The sequence below is a fragment of the Synechococcus sp. W55.2 genome, assembly GCF_047461635.1.
In the GTDB taxonomy this organism is placed as follows: Bacteria; Cyanobacteriota; Cyanobacteriia; order Thermostichales; family Thermostichaceae; genus Thermostichus.
Genome location: NZ_JANSHM010000025.1, coordinates 1 through 19,764, shown reverse-complemented (window position 1 = coordinate 19,764; position 19,764 = coordinate 1). Strand labels below are relative to the sequence as shown.

General features: G+C 58.5%; 19 protein-coding genes and 1 tRNA gene. 11 read left to right on the top strand and 9 right to left on the bottom strand.

What is annotated here, in order from left to right; translation table 11 throughout:
• Window positions 1-84: 84 nt before the first annotated feature.
• On the bottom strand, window positions 85-483 hold the full coding sequence (gene mscL, locus NW828_RS06910; protein WP_414382775.1) for a large-conductance mechanosensitive channel protein MscL: 399 nt from the start codon (window positions 481-483) through the stop codon (window positions 85-87).
• A gap of 128 nt (window positions 484-611) precedes the next feature.
• Window positions 612-2,048: a Fe-S cluster assembly protein SufB gene (sufB, locus tag NW828_RS06905; protein ID WP_414382772.1), complete on the bottom strand. Its 1,437-nt coding sequence runs from the start codon at window positions 2,046-2,048 to the stop codon at window positions 612-614.
• 179 nt (window positions 2,049-2,227) lie between these two features.
• Here sufB and sufR point away from each other — a divergent pair, with 179 nt between their 5' ends.
• The 6 genes from sufR (at window position 2,228) to NW828_RS06875 (ending at window position 9,501) form a co-directional block, all read left to right on the top strand.
• Window positions 2,228-2,944, top strand: coding sequence for an iron-sulfur cluster biosynthesis transcriptional regulator SufR (gene sufR / locus NW828_RS06900; RefSeq protein WP_414382769.1), 717 nt, complete (start codon window positions 2,228-2,230; stop codon window positions 2,942-2,944).
• A 289-nt stretch (window positions 2,945-3,233) separates the two neighbouring features.
• Entirely contained in the window at window positions 3,234-4,304 is a 1,071-nt protein-coding gene (locus tag NW828_RS06895; RefSeq protein WP_414332215.1) for a 3-deoxy-7-phosphoheptulonate synthase, read from the top strand.
• 166 nt (window positions 4,305-4,470) lie between these two features.
• Window positions 4,471-4,896 carry a dihydroneopterin aldolase gene (gene folB / locus NW828_RS06890; RefSeq protein WP_414382766.1) on the top strand — a complete coding sequence of 142 codons (426 nt, stop codon included), beginning with the start codon at window positions 4,471-4,473 and terminating at the stop codon, window positions 4,894-4,896.
• Window positions 4,897-4,926: 30 nt separating this feature from the next.
• On the top strand, window positions 4,927-5,508 hold the full coding sequence (locus NW828_RS06885) for a tRNA-(ms[2]io[6]A)-hydroxylase (RefSeq protein ID WP_414382763.1): 582 nt from the start codon (window positions 4,927-4,929) through the stop codon (window positions 5,506-5,508).
• 33 nt (window positions 5,509-5,541) lie between these two features.
• The gene (locus tag NW828_RS06880; protein WP_414382760.1) at window positions 5,542-6,891 is read left to right on the top strand and encodes a sensor histidine kinase; all 1,350 of its coding nucleotides are present in this window, start codon (window positions 5,542-5,544) and stop codon (window positions 6,889-6,891) included.
• A 309-nt stretch (window positions 6,892-7,200) separates the two neighbouring features.
• Window positions 7,201-9,501, top strand: a complete 2,301-nt coding sequence (locus NW828_RS06875; protein ID WP_414382757.1) for a DUF1796 family putative cysteine peptidase — start codon at window positions 7,201-7,203, stop codon at window positions 9,499-9,501.
• 121 nt (window positions 9,502-9,622) lie between these two features.
• Here the strand turns inward: NW828_RS06875 and NW828_RS06870 are convergent.
• Window positions 9,623-9,695 (bottom strand) — tRNA-Thr (locus tag NW828_RS06870).
• Window positions 9,696-9,761: 66 nt separating this feature from the next.
• Window positions 9,762-11,372, bottom strand: a complete 1,611-nt coding sequence (gene lnt, locus NW828_RS06865) for an apolipoprotein N-acyltransferase (protein ID WP_414382754.1) — start codon at window positions 11,370-11,372, stop codon at window positions 9,762-9,764.
• Between the two features lie 231 nt (window positions 11,373-11,603).
• Here lnt and NW828_RS06860 point away from each other — a divergent pair, with 231 nt between their 5' ends.
• Window positions 11,604-12,140 (top strand): HNH endonuclease, encoded by a 537-nt coding sequence (locus NW828_RS06860; protein WP_414382808.1) that lies wholly within the window; start codon window positions 11,604-11,606, stop codon window positions 12,138-12,140.
• Window positions 12,141-12,149: 9 nt separating this feature from the next.
• Here NW828_RS06860 and NW828_RS06855 read toward each other — a convergent pair whose 3' ends face one another.
• Window positions 12,150-13,085, bottom strand: a complete 936-nt coding sequence (locus NW828_RS06855; protein WP_414382751.1) for an alpha/beta fold hydrolase — start codon at window positions 13,083-13,085, stop codon at window positions 12,150-12,152.
• Between the two features lie 96 nt (window positions 13,086-13,181).
• On the bottom strand, window positions 13,182-13,709 hold the full coding sequence (gene cysC, locus NW828_RS06850; RefSeq protein WP_414382748.1) for an adenylyl-sulfate kinase: 528 nt from the start codon (window positions 13,707-13,709) through the stop codon (window positions 13,182-13,184).
• A gap of 135 nt (window positions 13,710-13,844) precedes the next feature.
• Here cysC and NW828_RS06845 point away from each other — a divergent pair, with 135 nt between their 5' ends.
• Window positions 13,845-15,110, top strand: coding sequence for an aspartate aminotransferase family protein (locus NW828_RS06845; protein WP_414382746.1), 1,266 nt, complete (start codon window positions 13,845-13,847; stop codon window positions 15,108-15,110).
• On the opposite strand, the gene NW828_RS06840 is transcribed toward NW828_RS06845, so the two are convergent.
• On the bottom strand, window positions 15,107-15,529 hold the full coding sequence (locus tag NW828_RS06840) for a hypothetical protein (RefSeq protein WP_414382743.1): 423 nt from the start codon (window positions 15,527-15,529) through the stop codon (window positions 15,107-15,109). The two genes, NW828_RS06845 and NW828_RS06840, sit on opposite strands and share 4 nt — an antisense overlap.
• Window positions 15,530-15,703: 174 nt before the next feature.
• Here NW828_RS06840 and NW828_RS06835 point away from each other — a divergent pair, with 174 nt between their 5' ends.
• Together NW828_RS06835 and NW828_RS06830 are read left to right on the top strand one after the other, a co-directional pair.
• Window positions 15,704-16,528, top strand: coding sequence for a creatininase family protein (locus tag NW828_RS06835; protein WP_011433035.1), 825 nt, complete (start codon window positions 15,704-15,706; stop codon window positions 16,526-16,528).
• A 145-nt stretch (window positions 16,529-16,673) separates the two neighbouring features.
• Entirely contained in the window at window positions 16,674-16,970 is a 297-nt protein-coding gene (locus tag NW828_RS06830; RefSeq protein WP_148202718.1) for a hypothetical protein, read from the top strand.
• On the opposite strand, the gene NW828_RS06825 is transcribed toward NW828_RS06830, so the two are convergent.
• The gene (locus tag NW828_RS06825; protein ID WP_011433036.1) at window positions 16,967-18,217 is read right to left on the bottom strand and encodes an LL-diaminopimelate aminotransferase; all 1,251 of its coding nucleotides are present in this window, start codon (window positions 18,215-18,217) and stop codon (window positions 16,967-16,969) included. The two genes, NW828_RS06830 and NW828_RS06825, sit on opposite strands and share 4 nt — an antisense overlap.
• A 186-nt stretch (window positions 18,218-18,403) precedes the next feature.
• Here NW828_RS06825 and NW828_RS06820 point away from each other — a divergent pair, with 186 nt between their 5' ends.
• Window positions 18,404-19,309, top strand: coding sequence for a hypothetical protein (locus NW828_RS06820; protein WP_414382740.1), 906 nt, complete (start codon window positions 18,404-18,406; stop codon window positions 19,307-19,309).
• Between the two features lie 13 nt (window positions 19,310-19,322).
• Here the strand turns inward: NW828_RS06820 and NW828_RS06815 are convergent.
• Window positions 19,323-19,764 (bottom strand): DUF3326 domain-containing protein (locus NW828_RS06815; protein ID WP_414382737.1); only part of this gene is annotated, 442 nt, incomplete at its 5' end.

The window sequence follows — 19,764 nt, the reverse complement described above, 5'->3', positions numbered from 1 at the left end:
AGTTGCCACTGAAGGGCAGGGATTGGAAGGTTAGGGGATCCCTGAACTAGGTTTGGACTTTGGGCCAAAGGATCTCTTACGGCTCTATTGGGAGCGGCGATTGAGGATGTCCCGAATTTCTGCCAGCAAGACCACTTCTGATGGGGGCGATATAGAAGGAGATTCTTCCTCCTTTCGCTGTAGAGTGTTGATCGCTCTCAATAGTAAGAAGAGAGCAAAAGCGATAATCACAAAATCAAACACAGCTTGCAGAAAGCTGCCGTAGTTAATCGTAACTGGATCTTCAGGACTTCCACCGATTTCCCAGGCCAAGTGCTGGAAGTTCACTCCACCAATAATCAAGCCTAAAACCGGAGTAAATAGATCTGCTACGAAAGAAGTCACGATCTTCCCAAAAGCACCTCCAATAACAACGCCAACAGCCAAATCTAAGGCATTGCCCCGGCTAATAAAGTTTTTGAACTCCTCCAGAAATGCCCGCATAGGGAACTTCTCCTGCCTAGCCTTTATAGTTCAAAACCTCTCTGCCTTGGGAGTCACCCCTCTCCTGAAATCCCACTGATGTCAGTAGCCTCTCCCCAGCTGCTTAGCTTCACGTCGAGAACAATCCCCTAGCCGACGGATCCCTCTAACTTTAGGCTCAGCAATCGATCGGCTTCTACAGCAAACTCCATCGGCAGTTGGTTGAACACTTCTCGGCAGAAGCCGCTGATGATCATGGACACAGCATCTTCCGCAGAGATGCCGCGGGACTGGAAGTAGAACAATTGCTCTTCTCCAATCTTAGAGGTGGAAGCTTCGTGCTCCACTTTGGCGGTGTTGTTTTGCACCTCGATATAGGGGAAGGTGTTGGCGCTGCACTGATCCCCGATCAACATGGAATCGCACTGGGAAAAATTGCGGGCCCCTTCTGCTTTCGGCCCGATTTTGACCAGACCGCGGTAGCTGTTTTTGGAGTGTCCCGCCGAGATGCCCTTGGAAATGATTTTGCTGCGGGTGTTGCGGCCCACGTGAATCATCTTGGTGCCGGTATCGGCCTGCTGGTAGTGGTTGGTGAGGGCAACCGAGTAAAATTCGCCCACCGAGTTTTCCCCCACCAGCACACAGCTGGGGTACTTCCAGGTGATGGCGGAGCCGGTCTCCACTTGCGTCCAGGAGATCTTGGAGTTTGCCCCCTGACACAGGCCGCGCTTGGTTACAAAGTTATAAATGCCCCCTTTGCCGTTTTCGTCGCCGGCATACCAGTTCTGTACCGTCGAGTACTTGATCTCGGCATTGTCTAGGGCGATCAGCTCCACCACCGCCGCATGCAGTTGGTTGGTGTCGAACATGGGGGCAGTACACCCTTCCAAGTAGCTGACGTAGGATCCCTCGTCGGCAATGATCAGGGTGCGCTCAAACTGGCCCGATTCGCCGTTGTTGATGCGGAAATAGGTGGAAAGCTCCATGGGACAGCGCACCCCTTTGGGCACATAGACAAAGGATCCATCACTGAACACTGCCGAGTTCAGCGCCGCGTAGTAGTTATCAGCAATGGGAACCACACTGCCCAAGTACTTGCGCACCAGCTCCGGATACTCCCGCAGTGCCTCCGACATGGAGCAGAAGATCACGCCTTCCTTGGCCAGCTTTTCCCGGAAGGTGGTGGCTACCGAAATGCTGTCGAAGATGGCATCCACCGCCACATTGGCCAGCCGCTTTTGCTCTGACAAGGGGATCCCCAATTTCTCGAAGGTCTCCAACAGCACCGGATCCACTTCGTCCAGGCTCTTTTTCTTGGGCTGCACCTTGGGGGCCGAGTAGTAGACAATGTTTTGGTAGTCAATGGGCGGGTAGCTGACGTTGGGCCAGGTGGGCTCGCTCATCTTCAGCCACTGGCGGTAGGCCCGCAGCCGGAACTCTAGCATAAAGTCCGGCTCCCCTTTCTTGGCCCAGATCTGCCGAATCACCTCTTCGTTCAAGCCTTTGCCAATCGACTCAGAGGGGATGTCGGTTACAAAGCCGTACTTGTAGGGCTGGTTGACCAGGGCGCGGACGCTCGTAGACATGGATGGCTCTCGGGTAGTGACAGGGTAGAAACGCGACTAAGACAGATGGCCAAATAAAACAACAGAGTTGTTGTTTAACTGATCCTCAGGTTACTTTAGCAATGATCCCGTTGTCAAAATAGCAGAGAGCTGTGCTGGCAGCGGCAGCCGATTAACCCAGTCTAACCAGGAGGGCGAGGGTGGACAGCACGCGCAAGATCACCGGGCAGGTCGCTCAACCCGCTTCGAGTAAGCAGGCCATCTTGGTCTACCTGCGCAAGGCGGGGCAGGCCAACGCCCAAACGCTGGCAGAGCACCTGCGCATTTCTCCCCAGGCCATCCGCCGCCACCTCAAGGATCTGGAGGCAGAGGGGTTGATCCAACATGTCGCTCAACCCAATGGCCTAGGCCGCCCCCAGCATCTCTATCAGCTCAGCCCCTTGGGAGAAGAGCAATTTCCCGCCAGCTACGACGAGTTTGCCCTTGGTCTGCTCAACACCCTGGCCGAAACTCTGGGATCCGAGCAGATGGGATCCCTTCTCCACCACCAGTGGCAGCGCAAAGCCCGGGAGTATCAGGCCCAACTGGGATCCGGATCCCTGCGGGAGCGGCTGGAGCGTTTGGTGCAGTTGCGCCAGGCGGAGGGTTACATGGCGGAGTACTACCCCTATCCTGCCGACCTGACTGTGCCGATGGCAGCAGAGGGATCCGAGCCTTACGTCGAGCAGTATGTGTTGGTCGAGCACAATTGCGCCATTGCTCAGATTGCCCACACCTTTCCCAGCGTCTGCGGCCACGAACTGGAGATGTTTGCTGCCGCCTTGCCCGATTGCCGGGTAGAGCGCATCACCTGGCAGGTGCAGGGAGAACACCCCTGCGGCTACTGGATTGCCAAGCCAGCGGCTCGGTCGACTTAAGACTTCCCGCTGGTCTCTCTGCCAGGAAACCGGATCCCTGAGGTGTCAAACGAGGTTTTTTCGGGTATAGTTATCTCGTACAGGTTTTAAGTTTGTTCTCCGCATGGTCTGGCGCGCTTCCTTTTTTGGCTACTTTAGCTTTCCCTGGCAACGACCAGGGCAGAAGGGTGGCGCGTAAACAAAGACCTACAGTTTACCCGAGTCAGTCCTGAAGCCCTGAGCCCAGCGCCAGGGCTTTTTTGATGGCTCGACGACCCCATCTACCCACTTGCACGCTGAGGACAGTTCCATGCCCCCTCAAACCGACAATTGCAATATCCAAGAGGTGACTCCCTTGATTGCCCCTGCTGCTGTCAAGGCCAAGCTGCCCCTTACGGAAACGGCAGCCCAGGTGGTGCTCTCCACTCGGCAAGCCATCCGCGACATCATCCACGGACGGGATCTCCATCGCTTGGTGGTGATCGTCGGCCCCTGTTCCATCCACGATCCCGCAGCGGCTCTGGAGTATGCCCATCGCCTCAAGCGGGTGGCCGACCAAACTCGGGAGCACCTGGTGATCGTTATGCGCACGTATTTTGAGAAACCCCGCACCACGGTGGGCTGGAAGGGCCTGATCAACGATCCCCACCTGGATGGCTCCTGCGACATTGCCACCGGCCTGCAACTGGCCCGTTCCATTCTCCTGCAGATCAACGAGCTGGGCCTGGCCTGTGCCACCGAGATGCTGGATCCGGTGACCCCTCAGTACACGGCAGATCTGGTGAGCTGGGCGGCCATTGGCGCCAGAACCATCGAAAGCCAAACTCACCGGGAAATGGCCAGCGGCCTCTCCATGCCTGTGGGCTTCAAAAACGGCACCGACGGGCGGCTGGAAATTGCGCTCAATGCCATTCTCTCCGCCAGCCATCCCCACAGTTTCCTGGGCATCGGCCAAGATGGCATGACGGCTTTGGTAAAAACCACCGGCAACCCGGATCGGCACATTGTGTTGCGGGGGGGAGGGGGCAAGACCAACTACGGCCCGGAAGATGTGGCGCGGGCGGCACTGCTGATGAAGGATCAAGGGATCCCTCGCTCGGTGATGGTGGACTGCTCCCATGACAACTCCCACAAAAATTACCGCAACCAGGGATCCGTCTGTCGAGCGGTGCTACAGCAGTACCAGGCGGGGCAGCGGGCTCTGATGGGGCTGATGCTGGAGAGCAACCTCTACCCGGGCAAGCAAACCTGGCAGGAAGGGGCGCCGCTCCAGTACGGGGTTTCCATCACCGACGGCTGCATCGGCTGGGAAGAGACGGAAGATCTGTTGTGGGAGATGGCAGCGACCGTAGAGGGGAGAGCGTTGGCCCTCAGCCATTGAGGGATGGGGATCCCGGAGCCAATTCTTAGGGAATCAAAAAGGAAATGGGAACAGGGGGCAACCGGCTCCCAAGGTCGAGCCAAGGTTTCGTTGTTTCGTCAGGCCCTGTGGGATGGGGTCTCCAGGTCGAGCTGGGAGGATGTGATGGAGCTACAGATCCCCACCAGTGTCAGCAGCAACAGTCAGCAGCCCTATCCAGATCCCGATCGGAATCCCTCGGCAACCCCCTGAGCAGTTGCGGGATCGGCTGATCGTCTCCGGCCTGCGCTACTACGGTTATACCGGCCTTGATGAGGCGGAACGGGCTTCGGGGCAATGGTTTGAAGTGGATTTCGAGCTGTGGGCGGATCTGCGCCCGGCTGCTCTCAGCGGCCAGTTGCGCGACACCCTCGACTACCGTTCTGCTGTGGCCGGGATTGCGGAATTGGTGAAAAGCAATCAGTTTGTGCTGATCGAGAGTTTGGCGGAGGCGATTGCCGAAATGGTGCTGCGGGAGACGGGGGCCAGCAAAGCTAAGATCCGATTGACCAAGTGTCATCCCCCGATCCCGGAGCTGACGGGGCGGGTTACTGTGGAGATCGTTCGTCCCTAGAACTTCTCTTAACCCTTTCCTACCGACCCTGTGCTTGCTCTAGAACTTGCTTCTCGTACCTCTGAGGACTGGATCGAACAGGCTACCCGGCACATCGATCTGGTCTTGCTAGACCACGCCAACTGTGAGAAAAAAGCAGCGGGCAACGCCCTCAGCTTGCTGTTTCGCTACCCGGCTAATGGGCGTTTGGTGGAAACCCTCTCGCCGCTGGCGCGGGAGGAGCTGCAGCATTTTGAGCGGGTGCATCGCCACCTGCAACGGCTGGGGATCCCCATCAAGCCCTTGTCGGCTGCGCCCTATGCCGGTCGCCTGAACCAACACCTGCGCCGCTCTGAGCCAGAGCATCTGCTCGACACCTTGCTGGTGGCAGCCATTATCGAGGCCCGCAGCCACGAACGCTTGGGCCTGTTGGGGATCCACGCGCCTGACCTGGAGTTGCGGCAGTTTTATCTCTGGCTGGCGGCTGCGGAGGAGCGCCATTGGCAGCTTTACTTGGATTTGGCGTTGGAGCAGTTTCCCGCCGATCAGGTGCAGGAGCGGCTCGATACTCTACTCCAGGTGGAGGCCGAGGTCTTGTCTTCCCTTCACCCCGAACCCCGTGTTCACAGCTAGCCCCACTCCGTTTCCCCCCGCGGTGCAGCTCCCATGTTTCAAGCGACGCGGCAGTGGTTGGCCTTCTGGTATACAACGGTTACGGCAGTGTTGCTGCTGTTGTTTGCCGGCAGCTTCTATTGGTACGTGCAGTCAACCCTGATCGAGCGGGTGGACGATACCCTTGGCCATGTGGTGGAGATTGTCGAGCGGTCTTTGGTGGTGGATGAGAGCCTCTTGGATCCGCAGCAGGCCCGCCGCAGCTTGGAGGCCAGCTTTCGGGATGATCCCAGCACCCTAGAGGACGATCACATCGACTTGGAGTGGTTCGGCCCTCAGGGAACGCTCATCTGGTCCACGGTGCCCGGCGGGATCCCTGCCCCCCTGTTGACCGAGGGATCCCTGCACACTGCCCGTATCGCCCCTGGGTATTGGCTGCGCCAGTTCACCGAGCCGATTGTGGCCGGTGGGAAGCTGCTGGGCTATCTGCGGGTCAGCCATCCCTGGTTTGAGGTGAGCAAGCCAACGCGACAGTTGATCCGGGATCTTTCCCTCTGGGTGGTGGCCGGTTTGACGGGTGTGGGGGCCATTGGCTGGATGCTCTCCGGCCTGGCCATGCAGCCCATCCGGCAGTCTTATCAGCAGCTCAAGCAATTTACCGCCGATGCCTCCCACGAGCTGCGCAGTCCCTTGGCCAGCATCCAAACCGCGGTACAGGTGGCTTTGGCAGATTCCCAATTGGATGCCGACACCCGGCAGCGCTGGCAGATGGTGGAGCGGTTGTGTTTACGGCTGGGTCGTCTGGTGGATGACCTGCTGTTTCTGGCCCGCCACGACAGCGGTATGGTGCCTTTCCAACCCCGTTGCTGTGCGCTGGATGCTCTGCTGCTGCAGGTGGTGGAAGAGCTGCAGGGCTTGGCCAACCAAAAGCAGATCCGCTTGCAGCTGGAGATTGCTGCCCCTGAGAGCGGGACGGAACCTTCTCCCGCCCAAGTGGATCCCTTCGGTTTTTGGGGAGATGAAGATCAATTGGCCCGCCTGTTTACCAACTTGATCGAAAATGCCCTTCTCCACACTCCCCCCCAAGGAGAGGTGCAGGTGAGGCTGGAGCAGCGGCTGCGCTCTGGATCCCCAGAGCTGGTGGTACGGGTACAAGATACCGGACCAGGGATCCCGCCTCAGGCTCTGCCCCATGTGTTCGATCGCTTTTATCGGGTAGATCCGGCTCGCAGCGGGGATCCCGGTCGCCTCTCGGGGTCAGGTTTGGGGCTGGCGATCGTCAAAAGCATTGCCCAACAGCATCAAGGTCAGGTGCAGGTGGAGAGCGAGCTGGGCCAGGGATCCAGCTTTGAGGTCATTTTGCCGCAACGACAGTTGGAAATCTGTACCCCAGAGAGAGTCTAAAAGTGCTCTGGAAAACAGACAGCCCTCGGTCAATATGCTAGCTTTAAGCCAAGATTGACTGAGTCTTTATTCAGAACTGTATTAAGAACCGTATTGGCCCAGTTGAACTGGATTTTTGGGTACTAGAGATCTTTCCTTTCCAGATTTAAGAACTTCTCTTTTTCCCGGATAAAACAGCAGAGATGGGATCAGCTCCCAGGCTCTTGCCCTTCTCAGCCGGCTGCTGAGCTGTTGATTGGGTGATGAGTGAGTGCAGTCCGCCCGCGCAGCCCCACAATTTCCCATTGAATCCTGTGCCAGGAAAACGTTATGTATCGCTTCCAGGTTCGTGCCATCACCCAGCCGGGCGAGAGAATTGCCTTGGTGGGATCCAGCGCAAAATTGGGCTCCTGGGATCCCTGCCATTGCATTTGGCTGCAGACGGATCCCGCTCATTATCCGCTGTGGTGGGTAGAGTTGCCGTTGAGCCCGGCAGATGGCGCGCCCGGCCCGCTGTTACCCTACAGTGGATGTTTAAAAGAAACTCCTCGAGTGGAGTACCGATATCTGCGCGTGCAAGCCGGTGGCGAAGTGATTTGGGAATCCACCGCTGTCAATCGCTGGGTGCCCCTTGAACCAGAACCTTTACCGGCAGTTTTGATTGTCGAGGATGGGGAGTTTGGCCAGATCCCTGCCTATCCTTACGGCTATTTTGCCGATCCCATTCCTGAGGTCGAACCGGAAAATCCGCAAGGGCTAAAAGTCGTCATTTTGGGCAGCTCCGTTGCCCTGGGGTGCAGCGCCTGGCTGTTGCGAGGTTGGGCTTGGCTGTTGCAGAAAGCTCTGCAAGAACGCTATGGCCATCAAGTGCGAAATCTCTCCCAATTGGGGGCCAATGTCAGCCGAACTCTGTTGCGGTTTGAGCAGGCGGTGATCCCTGAACGTCCTGATGTCGTTATTGTTGCCCTGTCCTTGGGAAATGAAGGCTTGGTATCGGCCTTGCCCCAGCATCGCCGCGCCCTGCAGAGGCGGTTTGAAAACGGCCTGCGGCGGTTAATTCAGCGAATTCAAGACATTGGAGCCTTGCCAGTTCTGGGAGGGGTTTATCCCCATGCAAACTACGGCCCAGAACAGCATCTTCTTTTGCAAGAAACTCAGCAAAGAATGCTCAGCTGGGGATGCCCTGTGTTCAATTGGCTGCCTCATTTGGAAGATGGACAGGGCCGCTGGAAACCAGACCTTGCTTTTGACCCAGCTCACCCCAATTCCAAGGGTCATCAGGTCATGTTTGAGGCCATCGATCTCTCTCTTCTGGATCCCGGCCAAGTTAGTTCAGCTCGTAGAAAGCTTGTTCAACCCGTTGGAGAACGGGTCGTTTTTGCAGATGAGCATGGTTTTTGGGTGACTGCAGAAACAGGCAAAAACCAATTTCGCATCGTGAATATAACTCCCTACCCTTACACCATCACGCCCACTTGGCAACCTTTGCAAGCCGCTTTCCAAAAAGCAGGTCTACAGCCGGGTCTGTATATTGGAAAAAGCGATGAAAGGCTAGGGGATGCTACCTTATATTCCCTTTCCGTACAAGAAGATGGTTCGGTGCAAACCACCCTCTCCGTTCCTGCGGATGCCGATCTTGTCTTCTCCCCAGTAGCCCAGTTCTTTTCCTCAGCAGCAGTAGAAACGATCTTCGAGGACGGATCGTTGATCCTTCTCAAGCTCAGTGGATCCTCAGAAGGCTCTTCTAATCCCATGCCTCGCCTGTGCGTGATCAACCAGAGCAATCACGAGTACAACATCCACCCCATGTGGAAGGAAGTGCGGGCTGCTCTCAAAGCCATGCCAGCGGGTGTTTATGAAGATCCGAGCCACCGCGAAGCTCTCTTCCGAACCCTGATGATCGGGGAAGGTGGCCTCGAAAGTCGGGTAAAGGCTGCTCCTGGATCGGTCATGCTGCTGGAATACACCTGTAAATTATCCGATATTCATCGTGTTGCCATTGTGCCGTTAGGGGATCGCTGCGCGGTGCGAATGCTGCTCTACAAGTTGGAATATGACGGGCCTGCCTTTCCTTTTGATTTGACGCGCACCAGCAATTTGGCCGATGTGGCCGATATGATCCACAACGAGTTTCAGGGCATGTGGGATCCGCAATATTTGCACTACAGCCCTGAAGATCGGCGAATTTACCACAGCAAGTGGACGGGCCTCTCCTTTGGCCATGAGGTGGAAGAGGGGGAGGATCCACTTCAGAATATGCACCCCATCCATGAGCGAATGCGAACTCGCTACACTGCTCGCGCCAAGCGTTTTATGTATGTTTTGGAAAAAGCCGATAAAGTCTTGTTTGTGCGCACAGGGGGTTGCCGGCGAGAGGCCGTTGTTGACTTAATGGATAAGCTGGCGGCTAAGCGCAGGGGCAAACCTTTTCTGCTGCTGATTGTTTCTCCTCAGTCTTCTGATGAGTTTGCCGGGATCCCCAATGTTATCCATTATGAGATGGAGTTGAATCCCGACCGCATGTGTGCAGATCCTGAGCATTGGAAGTACTGCACAGGGGTAATGAGAGATATTCTCCATTCTTTGGGGGTCTCTACCCGAAATCTTTTCTGGTGCCCTCCACAACTGTAGCCGTTCCAAGGTTTCACTGCAATTCGAAAGAATGATCGCTGCTGCCCAAACGCTCCGCGCCGCTTCCGCGACCACCCCCAACTCTTCTCCCAAAGGGACTCTGAGGTGTTCAACTCCAGAAAGCTGATGATCGGACTCGAACCGACGACCTGCTCATTACGAGTGAGCTGCTCTACCAACTGAGCTACATCAGCAGGGCTTTGAAGTGAGGACTGGATAGGAGAATCCGCAGACCCACCGGTGGGCCTATCGATTCTAACTCATCCTTGCCTTGCTCGGGATCCCCAGCGCCATAGCCCCAAAGATAGCCCCAACGTCAGCCACGCCAGCCAATCCCCCGCGCGATTGTAGAAAGTTGTCTCAGAGCGCCGCCTCACCTCTCCCGTGATCACCCCCCGCTGAAAGATGGGGCCAACCTGCTGGAGCCGACCTGAGGGATCCACCACCAAATTGCCGCCGGTGTTGTTGACAAACACCACGCTACGCCGATTTTCCACAGCCCGGAAAACCGAGAGCTGGCCATGCAACATCGGCCAGTGGCTATTACCAAACCAGCTATCATCCGAAATCACGATCAAAGACTCGGCGCCGCGACGGGTTAAAGTTCGGCTGGGCGCAGGCAAGACGCTCTCCAAGCAGATCATCACCCCCAAAGGCCCGAAAAGCTCCCCTCCGTCCAGAGGCCGATAGCCATCGGGTGAAGGCACGTAGCGCCCCGACTCGAAATAGGGAAAGATCCACTGCTTGCCAAACCAATCCAGCAAGTTGCCCTGGGCGTCAAACAACAGGGCCGTATTAAAAAATCGCTGCTGCTCTTCCGGCAAATGGGCTGTGCGGGGATCCGGCTCTGTTGCCCCCGTAATCAAAGCGCCTTCCGGCGGCAGAATCGCTTGCATTGGCTCGATCACGTAGGGTTCCAGGCCAGTATTCAGCAGCCGTGCCCGCAGCGCCCCCTCCGGCCAAATCACCAACTGTGCCCCAGCAGCCACCCCCTGGGCAGAAAGCTGATGCAGCTCCCGGTAGCGCTCCAGGCGGTAGTTCCAACTGCGATCGGCTTCCAGCCAAGCCACCTGCTGCACTGCCGCTACCCGAAAGTCAGGATCCCTGTTTTCGACGGCCAAGGCATCGAAGTAGGCCAGGCGTGCGCTTCCATAGGCCAAGACCAGCCCCGTCAACCCCAGGCCGCAGGCGAGCGTACCCCAGAAATCCCTGTTCCTGAGCATCTCACCCAAAACGTTTCTCAGGGATCCCCCGGCCGCCTGCCACCGGCTAGAAATCTGCCTGGCCATCTGCCAAAGAACCCCATTGACGAACACGGCATAGAAGGTAACCCCCCAGATCCCCGTAACATCGGCTACTTGGATCCCGAGGGGCCAGTCGAACAACAGGGATCCCCAGTGGAAAGGGATGGGCCACCAGAGCAAGCCCAACAGCCCATCCAAGCCTGTCCAGACCGTGGCCAAGCCCAGCGGACGTGCCCAAGCCGGCAGGGGGCGGCTCAGCTCCAAACTGAGGAGCGTAGCAGTGGTGAAAAAGAGGGGGATCAGGGGAGCCACCACCACGCCCCCCAGGATCTCCCAGGCGCTCAACACCTTAACCGAGAAGGGATCCACCCAGAAGGCATACAGGCAAACCCAAAACCAGAGGCCATAGGCCAAACGCCACCGCGCCCACCCTTGCCGTTGTTCGCACAGGTCAAACAGCGGGGCTAGGCCCAGCAGCGCCCCCGGAAACCAGTGCCACCAGCGGTTGGGGAACCCCAGACAGAGCAGCAGGATGGCTAGACCCATCAGCCAGCGGGATCCCTCGCCTGGATTTCTCTTTTGGGGCAGATCCTGCTGTTGAGTTGAAGATTTCAGTTCCGGCTTCATCACCTCAATAAAGTTCAGCCTATTCGGGAAACCCCACCTAATGCCCCAGGATCAACACGCCCTTGCCGGCAGGTCTTTTCCAGAGTAGCGCTCTCGCAGCAGCCGGGAATATCTCCTGGAGCACAGAACTCCTACTGCTTGAATCTAAAGCTGTGTTAACATTTTGCATAACTTCAGGGGGCTGGCGCCTTCCGGCTTGGGTTAGGGATCCCGTCAGCGGTGCGCGGCACTATGGGCAAGGTTTTGGTTTTGAATGCCTCCTACGAGCCGCTCAACATCACCAGTTGGCGCAGGGCAGTCGTTCTTTTGCTTAAGGGCAAGGCCGAGCAAATCGAGCACAATGGCCGAGTGGTGTACGGCAACATTCCCTTGCCCACCGTCATTCGTCTGCGCCACTATGTCCACGTTCCCCACAAGGAGATCCCGCTTACGCGCCGCAACGTCCTCTACCGGGATGGGCATCGTTGTCAGTACTGCGGCTGCTTCGGCGAAGATCTCACCCTGGATCACGTGATCCCTCGGTCTCGTGGCGGCGGGGATACTTGGGAAAATGTGGTCAGTGCCTGTGTGCGTTGCAACGTGAAAAAAGGGAACCGCACCCCCCGCGAAGCCGGTATGCCCCTGCTGCGCCAACCCCGCCGTCCCCACAGCACTCTTTACTTTGAAATCTCCAAAGCCGTCGGCAGTGGTTCCTATCGAGAATGGTCTAAGTACACCATCGGCCTAGAAGGGGATCCCCAGGAGGAATTGTTGGACAGCCCAAGCTAGACGGGCCGCCTAGGGATGGACTTCCGATACAGGGGCAGCTTTGGAAATGGGGGGAGAAGTGGTGGCTGGGATCCCGGTCTCAATCCACCGGTGAATCAGGGCATTGACCTCTTCGGGGCGCTCATCGTGGGGGCAGTGGCCAGCCTCCAGGAAGTATTCCACTGCTTGAGGGTAGTGGGCCCGGTACAGCTTAGAGCGTTCCCGAGCCCGCATCCAGGGATCCCGTTCTCCCCAGATCAACAACAGCGGGCGCACCAAGCTGCACAGCAGCTCATCTACATACCGTCCCTTCTGCCCACCTCGCATCAAGGCCACAAACACATCGGCAGCCCCCGGATCCTGGGTGGGGCGATGAATGGCCTCGACCAGCTGATCGGTCACGGCTGCCGGGTCGTAGTAAACCTGCTTCAGCTTGGCTCGGATCACGTGCGGCTGCCGCAAATACTGAAACAGCAGGTAAGACACCAGGCGCTGGCGCAGGCCCCAGCCCACCAATCCGCCTATCCATTGCCGCCATCCGGTCGGGGATCCCTTGAGGGTGGAAAACCCACCTGCCCCATTCAAAAGCACCACGCCCCGCACCCACTCCGGCCACTCCGCCGCAAAACTGAGCACCACATAGCCGCCCAGGGAGTTGCCGATCCCCACCACAGGCCGACGGATTACCTGTTGGCAAAAGTCCCGCAGTTGATCCCGCCAGATTTCGGTGCGGTAGTCCCAGTTGGGCTTGGCAGAGCGACCGAAACCCAGCAAATCAATGGCATACACCTGATAATGTTGAGCCAATTCGGGAATGTTCTTGCGCCAGTGGTCGGTAGAGGCCCCAAAGCCGTGTACCAGAAGCAGAGGCTGCCCCTGCTCACCCTGTTTGACGTAATGAACCGACTGCCCTCGCCAGATCCACCGCGCCGAAATGGGAGTGGCCGATACCGATGTCGAAGCCATAGGAGTTGCTTGTAAGCCTTTCTTAATTCTAGGTTCTTTGCAGCTACTCCGGGGGGAAGCCCACCCTCTACGGGCAACGTAAGAGCAGTGGGCCTGTTAGACATAACCTCTGCTTTTTAGGCTTTGTATCACCAGGTCAATACATTCGGAGATGCTTTGCTCGGCAGTTTTGCACACCACCTCCGGGTGTTCCGGCGGCTCGTAGGGATCGTCGATGCCGGTAAAGTTCTGGATTAAGCCTGCCCGCGCCTTTCGATAGAGGCCCTTCACATCCCGACGTTCGCACACCTCCAAAGGGGCATCCACAAAGACCTCGATGAAGCTGCCAATATATCGCCGTACCTCCTGCCGCACCGCCCGATAAGGGGAAATAGCCGACACCAGCACAATCACCCCGTGCCGAGTCAGCATCTCCGCCACAAAGCCGATGCGGCGAATGTTCTCATCCCGATCCGCTTTGCTGAAGCCGAGCCCTTTGGTGAGATGTTGCCGCACCACATCTCCGTCGAGCACCTCCACCGGCAGCCCCCAAGCGCGCAACTGCTGGGCCACGCCGCAGCTTAGGGTGGTTTTGCCCGCCCCGCTCAACCCTGTAAACCAGACCGTTACCCCCCGCCGCGACATCGGTTCGTAGGGATCCCTGAATCTTGGGCCCTGCCAGAATATCATCTCCAAAAGCAGGGTGATACACTCGAAACACGGCTTGCACAGCCCCAAAGTGCTCTGCGCCGCCGACACGACAACAATCCTTCACCGGCCATGTCCCCCCTGACTTCGCCTCTTGCCAGTGCCACTTCGGGATCCCCGACAACTGCCGAGCTGTTTGCCGAGCATGTGATGTCCACCTACGGGCGCTATCCCCTGACCTTGGTGCGCGGGCAGGGGTGTCGGGTTTGGGATGAGCAGGGGCGCGAGTACCTGGACTTTGTGGCCGGCATTGCCACCTGTACTCTGGGGCATGCCCACCCGCTGTGGATTCAGGCGCTCACCGAGCAGGCACAACAGTTGCACCATGTTTCCAACCTTTACTACAACCAGCCGCAGGCACAACTGGCTCAATGGCTGACCCAGCACTCCTGTGCCGACAAGGTGTTTTTCTGCAACTCAGGGGCGGAAGCCAATGAGGGAGCCATTAAGCTGGCTCGCAAGTATGCCCACACGGTGCGCGGGATCCAAGATCCGATGATCCTCACCGCCCATGCCAGCTTCCATGGCCGCACCCTGGCCACCATTACCGCCACCGGCCAGCCCAAATACCAAAAAGACTTTGCCCCTCTGGTGCCCGGCTTTGACTACGTTCCCTACAACGACATCGAGGGCACAGCAGCGGTGTTGGAGCGCTGGGGCGAGCGGGTGTGTGCCGTGCTGTTGGAGCCGTTGCAGGGGGAAGGGGGGGTTGTGCCGGGGGATCCCGCCTATTTTCAATGGTTGCGCCGGATCTGCAGCGAGCGGGGCATTCTGCTGATTTTGGATGAGGTGCAGGTGGGCATGGGCCGTACTGGCATGCTGTGGGGCCACTGTAACCTGGGGGTGGAGCCGGATGTGTTCACCTTGGCCAAGGGCCTGGCCGGTGGGATCCCCATCGGGGCCTTGTTGGCGAAAGACTTTTGCGCCGTGTTTCAGCCGGGGGATCACGCCAGCACCTTTGGGGGCAACCCCTTGGCTTGTGCGGTGGGCCTGGCGGTTTGCCGCACGCTAATGTCGGAGAGTTTGGTTTGGAATGCCCAGCAGACAGGGGTGTATCTGCGTCAGGGGCTGTCCCGCTTGGCGGAGCAGTTTCCGCAGCTCGTTGAGCAAGTGCGGGGCTGGGGCCTGATTCAGGGCTTGGTGGTGCGCATCCCGGCGGCTGAAGTGGTCAAGGCAGCCATGGACTGCGGGCTGTTGTTGGTGCCGGCAGGATCCCAGGTGGTGCGCTTTGTGCCCCCCTTGATCGTCACCCCGGCAGAAATTGACGCGGCTCTAGCGATGTTGGCATCGGCTTTGCAAAGGTTGGCCGCCTCCCTTGGCCATTCCGGGGCAGCCTAGCCTCGCCAGACTTGTCGCAGAAAGGCCTGCAACTGCTGTCGGGCAGAGGGCTCGTGGGGAGCGGGATCCCTTGCCTGTTCCAGAAGGGGCAATACCTCCTCCGCATAGGCCGGAACAAAGCCGGCAGCAGGCCAGAGCAAATCCGAGGTGGCCCGCAGGTTGAAGACTTGGGATCCCTGCCTGAGCAAGAGAGGCCGCACCCAGAGCAGCGGCGGGGTGTCAGAGCCTGCCTCAAGACTGTGGCGAGAAACCTGAATCAGCTCCGCATAGAGGGTGGCCTGCGACCCTGGCAGGGCGAGAATGGGACGGGGTGAGGGGGGAGCGCTGCCCACTTCCGCCGAGGCGGGCAAAGGGCGCCCCAGCAGACGCAGGCCCTCAACAGAGTCACACTGGGCGGGCAAACAAGGCAACAGGGTCATGCAATCGTTGACCGGAAACTGTACAGACTGTACTTATCCTAATCGATGGCTTTCTTACGTTTCTTTGGCAGGCGGGTTGGCCGGGGATCCCGTCTTTGCGGGCATTTCGTGAACCCGATTTTGTGGCATGGTGCTAGGTAGCTTTCTGATCAAACTTGAACGGATCCCGCCATGATGCACACTTTTGTCCCGCCCCACCGCTTTTTCCCCTACCTGACCTGGACGGAGATCCAGGCCATGCCCGACAAAGAGAACGTGGTGATCATTCAGCCGGTTGCCTCGATTGAGCAACACGGGCCCCACCTGCCCCTGGTGGTGGATGCCTGCATCGGCACGGCGATCATTGGGCGCGCCATGGAGAAGCTGGAGCCTGAGATCCCAGCCTATGTTTTGCCCACCCAATGTTACGGCAAAGCCAACGAGCATTGGCATTTCCCCGGCACCATTACCCTCTCGGCTCAAACCCTGATGGCGGTGCTGACAGAAGTGGCAGAGAGCATCTACCGAGCTGGGTTTCGCAAGCTGGTGTTCCTCAATTCCCACGGTGGCCAGCCACAGGTGCTGGAGATTGTTGCCCGCGATCTTCACCAGAAGTATGAAGATTTCATGCTGTTCCCGGTGTCGGTCTGGCGGGTTCCCCACGAAGGACGAGAGCTGTTTACCGAGAAAGAGCGGGAATTGGGTATTCACGCCGGCGATGGGGAGACCAGTATGCTGATGCACCTTTTGCCCGATACGGTGCGAACCGACCGATTGGTCTGCGAATATCCCCACGATCTGCCGGAAAACAGCTTGCTCAGCATGGAAGGGCGGATCCCTTTCGCTTGGGCAACTCGCGATCTCACCCAGAGCGGAGTTTTGGGCGATGCCACCGCCGCCACGCCGGAGAAAGGCAAAGTTTTGGTGGAGTCCATGTCTGACGGCTGGGTGCGGCTGATCCGAGATCTGCACCGGTTCCAGCAGCCCAAGGCTTGGCGCAAAGCCCCGCTGCTGGTCTAGGGATCCAGGCAAAAGACCTACGGCCTGCTTTGTGAAAGGCTTTCGCCAGAACTGGCCGACCAAGATACGACCTGCTGACGCGATCAGGGCAGCTTTTTGCTGGGCTGCTGCGAACTCTGTCTGCCCAATGGGAAAGGGTGATACCTTGGCCCCAGAACACACCCGTTCTGGTGGAAATGGGGTGGATTTGGGCAAAGTTCACCTGGCCACTGCCCATGAGGGTATGGATATCTTCATCGCTAACGGTCAGGAGCTGCAGTCGAAGCGGCAGTACCCGGAAAGCCGAAGGGGAAGCTGGCCCAGTTGCTGCGTTGCAGGCAAAAGGGTTCGCGGCGGTATCGCCGACTGGTTCGTCATCTTTCCTGTCGGGCCCAAGCTGTTCGCCTCTGGCGGCGGGGAGCGCTTGAAAGAATCCTCGCCCTCTGGGTCAAGACTCAATTAACCAACGGCTCCAGCCCCCGCAAACACGCTGCCAATGCGGCGCATTGCCTCTTCCACGTTGGCGCGGCTGTTGAAAGCGGACAGGCGCAGATAGCCCTCTCCGGCGCTGCCGAAGCCAGAGCCAGGGGTACCCACCACATGGCAGGTGTGCAGCAGCTTGTCAAAAAACTCCCAACTGCTCAGCCCATCGGGTGTTTTCACCCAGACGTAGGGAGCATTCACGCCGCCATAAACTTGGATCCCCACTTCGGCCAACTGCTGGCGAATGATGCGGGCATTTTCCAGGTAAAACTGCACCAGACCTTGCACCTGCGCTTGCCCTGCTTCGGAATAGACCGCCTCCGCCCCCCGCTGCACAATGTAGGACACCCCGTTGAACTTGGTGGATTGACGGCGATACCACAAGCTCCACAGATCCACCCAGGATCCATCGGCAGCTTGCCCCCGCAAAGACTTGGGCACCACCGTAAAGGCACAGCGGGTGCCGGTAAACCCAGCGGTTTTGGAAAAGGAGCGGAACTCGATGGCACATTCCCGCGCCCCTGGAATCTCGTAAATGGAGTGGGGGATCCCGGGCTCGGTGATATAGGCTTCGTAGGCGGCATCGAACAGGATCAGGGAGCCGTGGGCACGGGCATAGTCCACCCAGTTTTGCAGATGCTCCCGTGTGGCCACTGCGCCTGTGGGGTTATTGGGGAAGCAGAGGTAGATCACATCCACCTTTTGGCTGGGCAGGCTGGCGGTGAAGTGATTTTCGGCAGTGATGGGCAGATAGACCAGGCCCTCGTATTCGCCGCGTTCGTTGGCCGGCCCCGTATGGCCCGCCATCACGTTGGTGTCCACATAAACCGGATAGACAGGATCCGTGATGGCGATGGTGTTGTCGTGGCCGAGGATATCCAGGATGTTGCCGCAATCGCACTTGGAGCCATCGGAGACGAAGATCTCGGAAGCGTCGATATCGCAGTTGCGGGCCTGGAAGTCGTGCCGGGCAATGGCCTGGCGCAGCCACTCGTAGCCCTGCTCTGGCCCATAGCCGCGAAAGGTGGCCCGTTCCCCCATTTCCTCCACCGCCCGGATCATGGCCGTTCGACAGGCTTCCGGCAGCGGCTCGGTGACATCGCCAATGCCCATTTTGATAATTTGAGCTTCGGGATGGGCGGTGGCAAAAGCCTGCACCCGCCGGGCGATCTCGGGAAAGAGATAGCCGGTCTTGAGCTTGAGGAAGTGGTCGTTGATCCTGGCCATGGAGGTTTGCCGAAGAGGAGGTCATCGGCTTTTCAGTGTAGCTGTTCGCGCTAGCGGGACGGAGTCCTTAGCCGGTTCCGGGCCAGAACTCTTCTACGTCGCGGTTCCCCTGCCCATAGCAACAACCCCGGCGGAGGCGGGACGGAGTAGGATGCTACCTTGGCAAAGATCCTTTGGAGAGCAGGGATGAAGCAGCAGAGGGGAATGGCTCGGCACGAGAGGTGGGCGGTGGGCCTGTTGGCGATCTGGGTTTGGCTGAGCTGGGGGATGGGGGCCTGGTCTGCTCCCCTTTGTCGGGATCCCCTCTTGCTGCGGCAGATCTTGGCAGCTCTGGGCCGTCCGGAGGTGAAGGTAGAGGAGGTGGCCCTTTTTGATCCGGATCAGTGTCTTGTCCAACTGGTGTTGGATCGCCAGGGGTTGAGCGGCTCCTTGCCGCCCGAAATAGGCCAATTTCGCCGGTTGCGAGCCTTGTCCCTCAGCCACAACCAACTTTCCGGCCCCCTGCCGCCCGAGCTGGGGCAACTCAGCCAGTTGGAAAACCTGTTTCTCGACTACAACGAATTCTCCAGCTCCATCCCATCCGAGCTGGGGCAGCTGCGCAACCTGCGCGGCCTGTTTTTGGATCACAACCAGCTCTCTGGGCCTATTCCCCCCCAGCTGGGGCAACTGCGCCACCTGGAAAACCTCATCCTGCAAAACAACCGCCTCAGCGGCACCCTTCCCGGCCAACTGGGCCAGATGAGCTCCCTCAAGGGCCTGTTTTTGGATCGCAATCAGCTCTCTGGGCCTATTCCCCCCCAACTGGGGCAACTGCGCCACCTGGAAAACCTCTACCTGTCGGACAATCGCCTCAGCGGATCCCTGCCCCCCGAGCTGGCTCAACTGAATCAGTTACGGGATCTGCGCCTGGCACGTAACCAATTCACGGGAGAACTGCCGACCTTTTTGGCAGAACTGCCCCGACTGGAGCGGCTGCACATCGAGGGAAACCCCGGCCTCTGCTTGCCGGCCGCCCTGTCGGAGTGGTTTGCCGGCCTAAACCCGGCGGATCCCCTGCCGGCTCCCATCTGCTCATGGACTCCGTCCCGCTAACGCGACCGGTAGCCTACTGGGACTCCATCCCGCTATCGCGAAAGGACTCTGTCCCACTATTGTGCTCTGCACCGCTGTCACGAACGCAACAGCGTCGCGTAGCAATAACGGCGCAAGTGTGGGATCCCAGCTTTTCCGGGGGGGAGGGGGAGAGCCGTAGCGACGACCAGGCCACTCCTGCTCGATGGGCCACCACCACTCCAATCGCCTCTAGATAGGAGGTTACCGATACATGAGGGATCCCCAACTGGCGGGGATGCACCTGCATCACGGTGGTGTTTTCCTCGACGGCAATGAAAAGCGGAGGACGGGCAAGGACTCCGTCCGTTCGCGTCAGCGGCGGAGCATTGTGGCGCGGTCGCGACAGCGTTGCGCCGCAATAACGGCTGGCCAGGTGCAGCAAGCCAGGCCCCCCAAAGGCCTGTCTCATATACACATCAGACGCAGCCGAAGAA

What these genes read in the sequence shown, in the direction of transcription:
- mscL (WP_414382775.1), bottom strand. Translation starts at nt 483, where the DNA reads ATGCGGGCATTTCTGGAGGAGTTCAAAAACTTTATTAGCCGGGGCAAT.
- sufB (WP_414382772.1), bottom strand. Translation starts at nt 2,048, where the DNA reads ATGTCTACGAGCGTCCGCGCCCTGGTCAACCAGCCCTACAAGTACGGC.
- NW828_RS06895 (WP_414332215.1), top strand. Translation starts at nt 3,234, where the DNA reads ATGCCCCCTCAAACCGACAATTGCAATATCCAAGAGGTGACTCCCTTG.
- NW828_RS06880 (WP_414382760.1), top strand. Translation starts at nt 5,542, where the DNA reads ATGTTTCAAGCGACGCGGCAGTGGTTGGCCTTCTGGTATACAACGGTT.
- NW828_RS06875 (WP_414382757.1), top strand. Translation starts at nt 7,201, where the DNA reads ATGTATCGCTTCCAGGTTCGTGCCATCACCCAGCCGGGCGAGAGAATT.
- lnt (WP_414382754.1), bottom strand. Translation starts at nt 11,372, where the DNA reads ATGAAGCCGGAACTGAAATCTTCAACTCAACAGCAGGATCTGCCCCAA.
- NW828_RS06860 (WP_414382808.1), top strand. Translation starts at nt 11,604, where the DNA reads ATGGGCAAGGTTTTGGTTTTGAATGCCTCCTACGAGCCGCTCAACATC.
- NW828_RS06855 (WP_414382751.1), bottom strand. Translation starts at nt 13,085, where the DNA reads ATGGCTTCGACATCGGTATCGGCCACTCCCATTTCGGCGCGGTGGATC.
- cysC (WP_414382748.1), bottom strand. Translation starts at nt 13,709, where the DNA reads ATGTCGCGGCGGGGGGTAACGGTCTGGTTTACAGGGTTGAGCGGGGCG.
- NW828_RS06845 (WP_414382746.1), top strand. Translation starts at nt 13,845, where the DNA reads ATGTCCCCCCTGACTTCGCCTCTTGCCAGTGCCACTTCGGGATCCCCG.
- NW828_RS06840 (WP_414382743.1), bottom strand. Translation starts at nt 15,529, where the DNA reads ATGACCCTGTTGCCTTGTTTGCCCGCCCAGTGTGACTCTGTTGAGGGC.
- NW828_RS06835 (WP_011433035.1), top strand. Translation starts at nt 15,704, where the DNA reads ATGCACACTTTTGTCCCGCCCCACCGCTTTTTCCCCTACCTGACCTGG.
- NW828_RS06825 (WP_011433036.1), bottom strand. Translation starts at nt 18,217, where the DNA reads ATGGCCAGGATCAACGACCACTTCCTCAAGCTCAAGACCGGCTATCTC.
- NW828_RS06820 (WP_414382740.1), top strand. Translation starts at nt 18,404, where the DNA reads ATGAAGCAGCAGAGGGGAATGGCTCGGCACGAGAGGTGGGCGGTGGGC.